Origin of the sequence: Caulobacter sp. 602-1 (assembly GCF_003931565.1) — a bacterium.
In the GTDB taxonomy this organism is placed as follows: Bacteria; Pseudomonadota; Alphaproteobacteria; order Caulobacterales; family Caulobacteraceae; genus Caulobacter.
On record NZ_RRYI01000066.1, the window covers coordinates 1 to 332 of the forward strand.

Below are 332 nucleotides of genomic sequence, written 5' to 3' on the forward strand. Positions count from 1 at the left end.
TGCTCCTGCGCCGCAAGAGCCACGATCTGGACTTCTGCTCATCCGTGCGCCCGGAACAGTTCGAGCCCATTCTGCGCCGTTGGGGGCATGAAGGTTTTTGGGATATGGGCCGCAAGTTCGGTACGTTGGGTGCCATGCGCCGGCGTGCGGATGGCACCGAGGTCAAGGTTGAGGTGACCACCTATCGGTCGGATACCTACGATCCGGATTCGCGCAAGCCTGAAGTCAATTATGGCGACACGCTTGAAGGTGACCTCTCACGCCGCGACTTCACCGTCAACGCCATGGCCCTGCGTGTGCCCGATCTGGAATTCGTTGATCCGTTCGGCGGT

General features: G+C 60.5%; 1 pseudogene. It reads left to right on the top strand.

Annotated elements, in window-relative coordinates:
• Positions 1 to 332, top strand: a pseudogene (locus EIK80_RS25265) (CCA tRNA nucleotidyltransferase); the annotation flags it as partial.